At 50.7% G+C, this 5,882-nt stretch carries 5 protein-coding genes and 1 pseudogene; all 6 read right to left on the reverse strand.

What is annotated here, in order from left to right; all coding sequences use genetic code 11:
- Nucleotides 1–142: 142 nt before the first annotated feature.
- Nucleotides 143–1,225 carry a BMP family ABC transporter substrate-binding protein gene (locus B3P58_RS10800; protein WP_145470541.1) on the reverse strand — a complete coding sequence of 361 codons (1,083 nt, stop codon included), beginning with the start codon at nt 1,223–1,225 and terminating at the stop codon, nt 143–145.
- Nucleotides 1,226–1,513: 288 nt separating this feature from the next.
- A complete protein-coding gene (locus B3P58_RS10805) occupies nt 1,514–2,614 on the reverse strand; it encodes a fatty acid desaturase family protein (protein WP_145470005.1) in 1,101 nt (366 codons plus the stop codon).
- 8 nt (nt 2,615–2,622) lie between these two features.
- On the reverse strand, nt 2,623–2,904 hold the full coding sequence (locus tag B3P58_RS10810; RefSeq protein ID WP_286717489.1) for a 2Fe-2S iron-sulfur cluster-binding protein: 282 nt from the start codon (nt 2,902–2,904) through the stop codon (nt 2,623–2,625).
- Between the two features lie 58 nt (nt 2,905–2,962).
- A complete protein-coding gene (locus B3P58_RS10815) occupies nt 2,963–3,781 on the reverse strand; it encodes an FAD-binding oxidoreductase (RefSeq protein ID WP_286717491.1) in 819 nt (272 codons plus the stop codon).
- A gap of 313 nt (nt 3,782–4,094) precedes the next feature.
- Nucleotides 4,095–5,174, reverse strand: a complete 1,080-nt coding sequence (locus B3P58_RS10820) for a GGDEF domain-containing protein (protein WP_225690952.1) — start codon at nt 5,172–5,174, stop codon at nt 4,095–4,097.
- 315 nt (nt 5,175–5,489) lie between these two features.
- Nucleotides 5,490–5,882: pseudogene (locus B3P58_RS10825) on the reverse strand (isocitrate lyase); the annotation flags it as partial.

Raw genomic sequence — 5,882 nt, forward strand, 5'->3', positions numbered from 1 at the left:
CGGGCTGAGGCCAGTTTTCCTCATGAACGTCGTCGTTCGTCATTTATTTAGCCCGCTAATATCACTCCTCTCTCCTTGTCCTGAGAAAAGCTGGTTCTCAGCAGGCCTGATTCACTTAGTGTTAACAGGCCCTAGGTCAGTATTATTTCGGGATAGTAGCGTCAATGCCTTCGATAAACCAGTTTACACCGGCCAGTTCTTCGTCGGTCAGGGTGTGGCCGGCTTCGATCACCAGCTTACCTTCATTGCTCTTCATCGGGCCGGTAAATGGCTTCAGCTTACCGGATTTGATGTCATCATGCGCTTTTGTCACCGCGGTTTTTACATCAGCGGGCAGGTTGTCATTAACAGAGGCAACCACCAGCATGTCTTCAGCAAAACCACCCCAGAAATCTTCCGGTTTCCAGGTGCCATCCATAATTTCCTGAATGGTTTTGATGTAATGCGGAGCCCAGTCATCACGGATAGAGAACATGTGTGCATTCGGTGCAAACTTGCTCATATCGGATGCCTGACCAATGGCTTTTACGCCACGCTTTTCAGCAGCCATCAATGGTGCTGGTGAATCGGTATGCTGAATCAGCACGTCAACGCCCTGGTCGATCAGAGCATTGGCGGCTTCGCTTTCTTTAACCGGGTCATACCAGGTGCTTACCCACATGATTTTGATTTTTACATCCGGATTAACGGATTTAGCCGCCATATATACGGAGTTGATATCGCGGATAACTTCCGGAATCGGGAAAGAAGCAATGTAACCAATGGTGTTGGTTTTGGTCATCATGCCGGCAGCGATACCGGAAACATAACGACCTTCATAAGTACGCAGTACATAGGTAGAGAGGTTTTTGGCGCGCTTGTAACCGGTTGCGTGCTCAAAGAATACTTTTGGAAAACGCTTGGCGACTTTTTCAGTCGGGTTCATAAAACCGAAGGAGGTGGTGAAAATCAGATCATGACCGCTCTGCGCCATCTGACGGATCACACGCTCGGCATCAGCGCCTTCAGGTACTTTCTCAACAAAGGTGGTTTCGATTTTGTCGCCGAAGAATTTCTGCGCTTCCATACGACCACGGTCATGCTCATAAGACCAGCCATAATCACCCACCGGGCCAACGTACACGAAGCCAACTTTCATCGGATCTTCGGCCATTGCGCCAGTGCTCAGACCCAGCGCCAGAGCCGCAGACGTTACCCAGCGTTGCCAGTTCTTGTGTTTTTTCATCATGGTTTTGCTCCAAAGGTAGTACCTGCATGCAGGCTGTTAAAAACAGATTCATTGCCAATTTAGCAATAACTTGGCCAACTGGTCAGGAATAACAGAAATATGAATAAAACCGCCACATTATGCCAGAGTTGCAGGGCAAGATTGGCCCATAAAGATGGAAACCAGCAAAAATCCGCACTAAAAAACAGCCGTGATGCACCGTCTGCGCACCAAGACGGATCATGCAGATACAAAAACGGGGAAGCCGTTAGCGGCTTCCCCGTCAGAACCCGAACGCAGATGCGCTCAGTGGTTGGTCAGTGGTTCCTGCCCCGCTTTATCCGGGAAGGAATAACGCAACACGCGTTTAACCACCGTCAGGTACTGATGAGCAAACGAGCCGGTGTTATAAGGAATGCCATGCGTCTTACACACCTGCTCTACCTTTTGCGCCATCGCAGGATAATGACGTGCCGGAATATCCGGAAACAGATGATGTTCAATCTGACAGCTTAAATGGCCGGTCAGAATATGAAACCAGCGCGCACCTTCAAGGTTGGACGAACCCAGAATCTGGCGGTAGTACCATTGACCGCGGGTTTCGTTTTTACATTCTTCTTCACTGAAGGTTTGCGCGTCTTCAGTAAAATGTCCGCAAAAAATAATGGTCGAGGTCCACAGATTGCGGATCAGGTTTGCACACAGGTTGCCCAGCAATACCGACCAGAAAACCGGAAAGCACAACAACGGCCAGAAAATATAATCTTTAAAAACCTGCTTGCCGATTTTGCTGAAAAAAGCCGATTTTAATTCACTGCGGCTGATCGGCAGATGGCTCTCTTTACGCCGTTTGCCAAAGAAAATACGTTCGGCAGCTAACTCGTGATACGCCACACCCCATTGAAATAAAAGGCTCAGATTCAGGTAAGTAAAAAACTGCCAGAGGTTTTTCTTACGCCATGGAATATCGTCACTCAGGCGCAGCAGACCATAACCATAGTCACGGTCTTTACCGATAATATTGGTGTAGGTGTGGTGCTCGTGGTTGTGATAACGCTTCCAGGAATCACCATCACCAACAATATCCCACTCAAAATTGCGCGAATTAATGTGCGGGTCATTCATCCAGTCATACTGGCCGTGCATCACGTTATGACCAATTTCCATATTGTCGAGAATTTTAGCCAGCGCCAACATAAGAACCCCGGCAACCCAGAATAACGGATGTATAAAACCGAGCACAATCACCAGTCGGGAGCTTAAATCCAGCCCCCGCTGAAAACGGATAACACGACGAATATAATCAGCATCGGCCTGGCCGACTTTGCTCAGGGTTTCATCACGGATGGCATTGATTTCCTGTTCAAAACTTAACAGGGTTTCTGCTGATGGAATACTTGTTGTCATTATTAGCCTCACAAATCCAGAATCAGGTCGCTGGCGGCAACCGAAATACACAGCTGAATATCTTCGCTGCCGGTATCGGAATAGGTACCGGTTTTGGTGTTAAACACCACCCCGCTTTCCTTTTTGCAGATGCACTGATGGCAGACACCAATACGGCAACCACTGACGGGTTTAAGTCCGGCCTGTTCTGCGACATCAAGGAGTGTTTGTGCCGGTTCAGCGGCAACGTCGGCATTAATTGCCGAACGTTTAAAGGCCACCAGCGTGTCACTGGCATTGGCACGCTGCATATCAATGGGTGCCGCACCAAAATATTCAAAACGGATCTGCGCCGGATCAACATCCAGCTCAGCTCAGTACGGCGCGCGCAGCCTGAATCATCGGCGTCGGGCCACAAATCATAATGTCGCGGGCGGAGAAGTCCGGGCAATATTCACGGATATGCTCTGCACTGATAAAACCATGATCTTCGTTATTCAGCAGTGTCAGACTGAACTGCGGCATATCCAGCAGCAGACGGTCGAATTCTTCACGGAACAGAAAGTGCTGTGCATGGCGGGCAAAATACAGCAACTGCACCGGGCGCGCAGAGCCCTCACGCTGCAGTTGCTGCAACAGCGAACGGAAAGGTGTGATGCCACTGCCACCGGCAATCAGCAGCAAGGGCGCACTGCCCTCGCTCGCAATAAAATCCCCCTGTGCCGCTGACAGAGTTACCAGTCCACCACCGGCAAAATGCTGGCGTAACCAGGGCGTTATACGTCCCTGATCCTGTACGCGGATGGTCAGCTCAATCAGTCCGGTACGGGCAAAATAGGCGGGAGAGGATGAAATGCTGAAGATCCGGCTGACCCGGCGGCCATCCTGTTCTGCGCTGATTTCAACGTATTGTCCGGCCTGAAAACCCGCCCAGCCTTTAGCCGGACGCAGCACCAGTGAATACACATCCTCGAGCTCCGTACGTACTTCGAGTACGCGGGCACGCCAGCCAGCGGTACTCCAGTGAGGCAGAAAAAGCTGGATCAGCGGTTCAAAATAAGCAGAAAAATGGTCGTGCTGGGTCAGGCTGGATGCCAGCCAGCGGCGTAGCCCCACACCTGTTGCTGCAGCAAGCGGAGCTGGCCCGGAGGAGCGCGGTGAGAGCGCCGGGTCGGTCATGGTCGTCATAATGCACCTGATTCAATGTGGACACATCTGCGTGTGTTTGGTTATCAGCGCGTGTTTTAACGACTCATCCGACTAAAGTCCAACAGCGAAAATCCAGCACAAAGTCAGCTCTTTTTCAGCAGATTCAATGCACACAAGCCGAGTAAGTGCTCCCTAACCCACAATCAGCCATCAGGCTTAGCCGCGCTTGCAGGACTGACTCTCAGCTCAGAGAAAACACACCGACTCTTTAAGAATTAATGAACCAAAGGAATTAATATTATGAAAATGGCCAGATAATCGCGAGCATAAAGAGGTAATCCGCATATCAGAATTACAGCGTTGCCTGCAATACCGGAGACGATGCATTTTCTCCCGCAACAGAATCGCCCTGCAGCGCCTGCCCCTGACTGACCACGCGGTTCCGGCCGGAATGCTTGGCCAGATACAATCGCTGATCGGCCATACTGTAGAGGTGAACAAAATCCTTTCCGTCATCACCGAGGGTGGCAACTCCGGCACTCAGCGTCGGTGTGACCGGCAGACCCGCGACCAGCGGATGCTGTTCCGCCAGGCCAGTACGTAAAACGTCGGCAACAGCATGTGCTTCTTCCCGCCCACTCCCGGGCAGCAGGATGCAGAATTCTTCGCCACCGAGGCGAAAGGCCGAATCCCGGCGACGGATATTCCGCTGAATATGAGACGCGACAGCCACCAGAACCTGATCGCCTGTGTCATGGCCGTAGTGGTCGTTAATTTTCTTAAAATAATCGAGGTCGATCAGCAGCAGACTGAGCGGCTGTCGCTGGACTTCGGCCTGCTGACGCTCACGGTTAAAGATTTCAGTCAGACGCAGACGGTTATATAAACCGGTCAGAGCATCTCTGGATGCCAGCTTCAGCAGGATTCTCTGCGAACGTTCGCGGCTTAACTCATAAATATGAGAGAAGGCCCACAAGGCAGCGGCACACACCATCACATTCGCCAGTACAACCGTATTAATCACTTCCGGGTTACTGTGGAAGCGCCAGATATAAACGATGGCTGCCAGCGTCATAAAAAGGCAGGCCATAGCAAAGCCACGCCACAAACCGAGCAACAGATAAGAAACAATCGGAATCAGCAGTACCCAGACAAACATACCGTAGCTGATACGTGGGTCAGATAATGCAAACAGGATGATGGAGAAAAACGGGATCAGGTACAGAAAAGACCACAGCCGCAGGGCTTTCAAAGCATCGACATTACGCCATAACCACAACGAGGCGATGCTCATCGCCAGCTCAGCCCAGGCCAACCCGACCAGTCCGCGCTGAATATTAATAAGGAAGTACAGGATGCCAGCACCACTGACCATTAACAGCAAAACCTTAAAAATCACACGCTGGTGAAGGGATTCCGGGGTAACCGCCATGATGTTTCCTGTCAGGGCCTGCCACCACGTAAGAAGAAGACGGGAACGGCAAGGCGATAAGGCATGACCAGACAACTGCAGAGCCACAGCTATTGGTAAATATACGCCACTGATATTGATATTAACGAGTAATACCTACCGAGACGATGGATCTTCTGTGAGTTTTGGTAACGCCTAAAGGCAACATGCCGTTGCAGAATGTTACAGCCTGCAGTATGCCCCTCCCTTTCCCCGGCAGCGGATAACAGCCATAAAAAAAGCGACCCGAAGGTCGCTTTTTCTGAACACTAACGTGTCAACATTTTCTAAGAGATCTTAGATGTTGTTGAACTGGTTAGAAGTGTTCTTAGCACCGCCTGCTTTCAGTGCGTAATCACCAGAGAAGTACTCTTTGTGATCATCACCGATGTCAGAACCGGACATGTTCTGGTGCTTAACGCAAGCGATACCCTGACGGATTTCCTTACGCTGTACGCCAGCAACATAACCCAGCATACCGGCTTCGCCGAAGTATTCTTTTGCCAGGTTGTCCACAGACAGAGCAGTGGTGTGGTAAGTAGGCAGAGTGATCAGGTGATGGAAGATGTTCGCTTCACGTGAAGATTCAGCCTGGAAGTTCTGGATACGCTTGTCAGCTTCTGCAGCCAGCTCAGACGCATCGTAGTCAGCAGACATCAGCTTGCTACGGTCGTAAGCAGAAACGTCTTT

The organism is Thalassolituus sp. UBA2009 (assembly GCF_002335285.1).
GTDB lineage: Bacteria > Pseudomonadota > Gammaproteobacteria > Pseudomonadales > Oceanobacteraceae > Venatoribacter > Venatoribacter alkanivorans.

Coding starts and splice junctions, on each gene's coding strand:
- B3P58_RS10805 (WP_145470005.1), bottom strand. CDS start 2,614: ATGACAACAAGTATTCCATCAGCAGAAACCCTGTTAAGTTTTGAACAG.
- B3P58_RS10810 (WP_286717489.1), bottom strand. CDS start 2,904: ATGCAGCGTGCCAATGCCAGTGACACGCTGGTGGCCTTTAAACGTTCG.
- B3P58_RS10800 (WP_145470541.1), bottom strand. CDS start 1,225: ATGAAAAAACACAAGAACTGGCAACGCTGGGTAACGTCTGCGGCTCTG.
- B3P58_RS10815 (WP_286717491.1), bottom strand. CDS start 3,781: ATGACGACCATGACCGACCCGGCGCTCTCACCGCGCTCCTCCGGGCCA.
- B3P58_RS10820 (WP_225690952.1), bottom strand. CDS start 5,174: ATGGCGGTTACCCCGGAATCCCTTCACCAGCGTGTGATTTTTAAGGTT.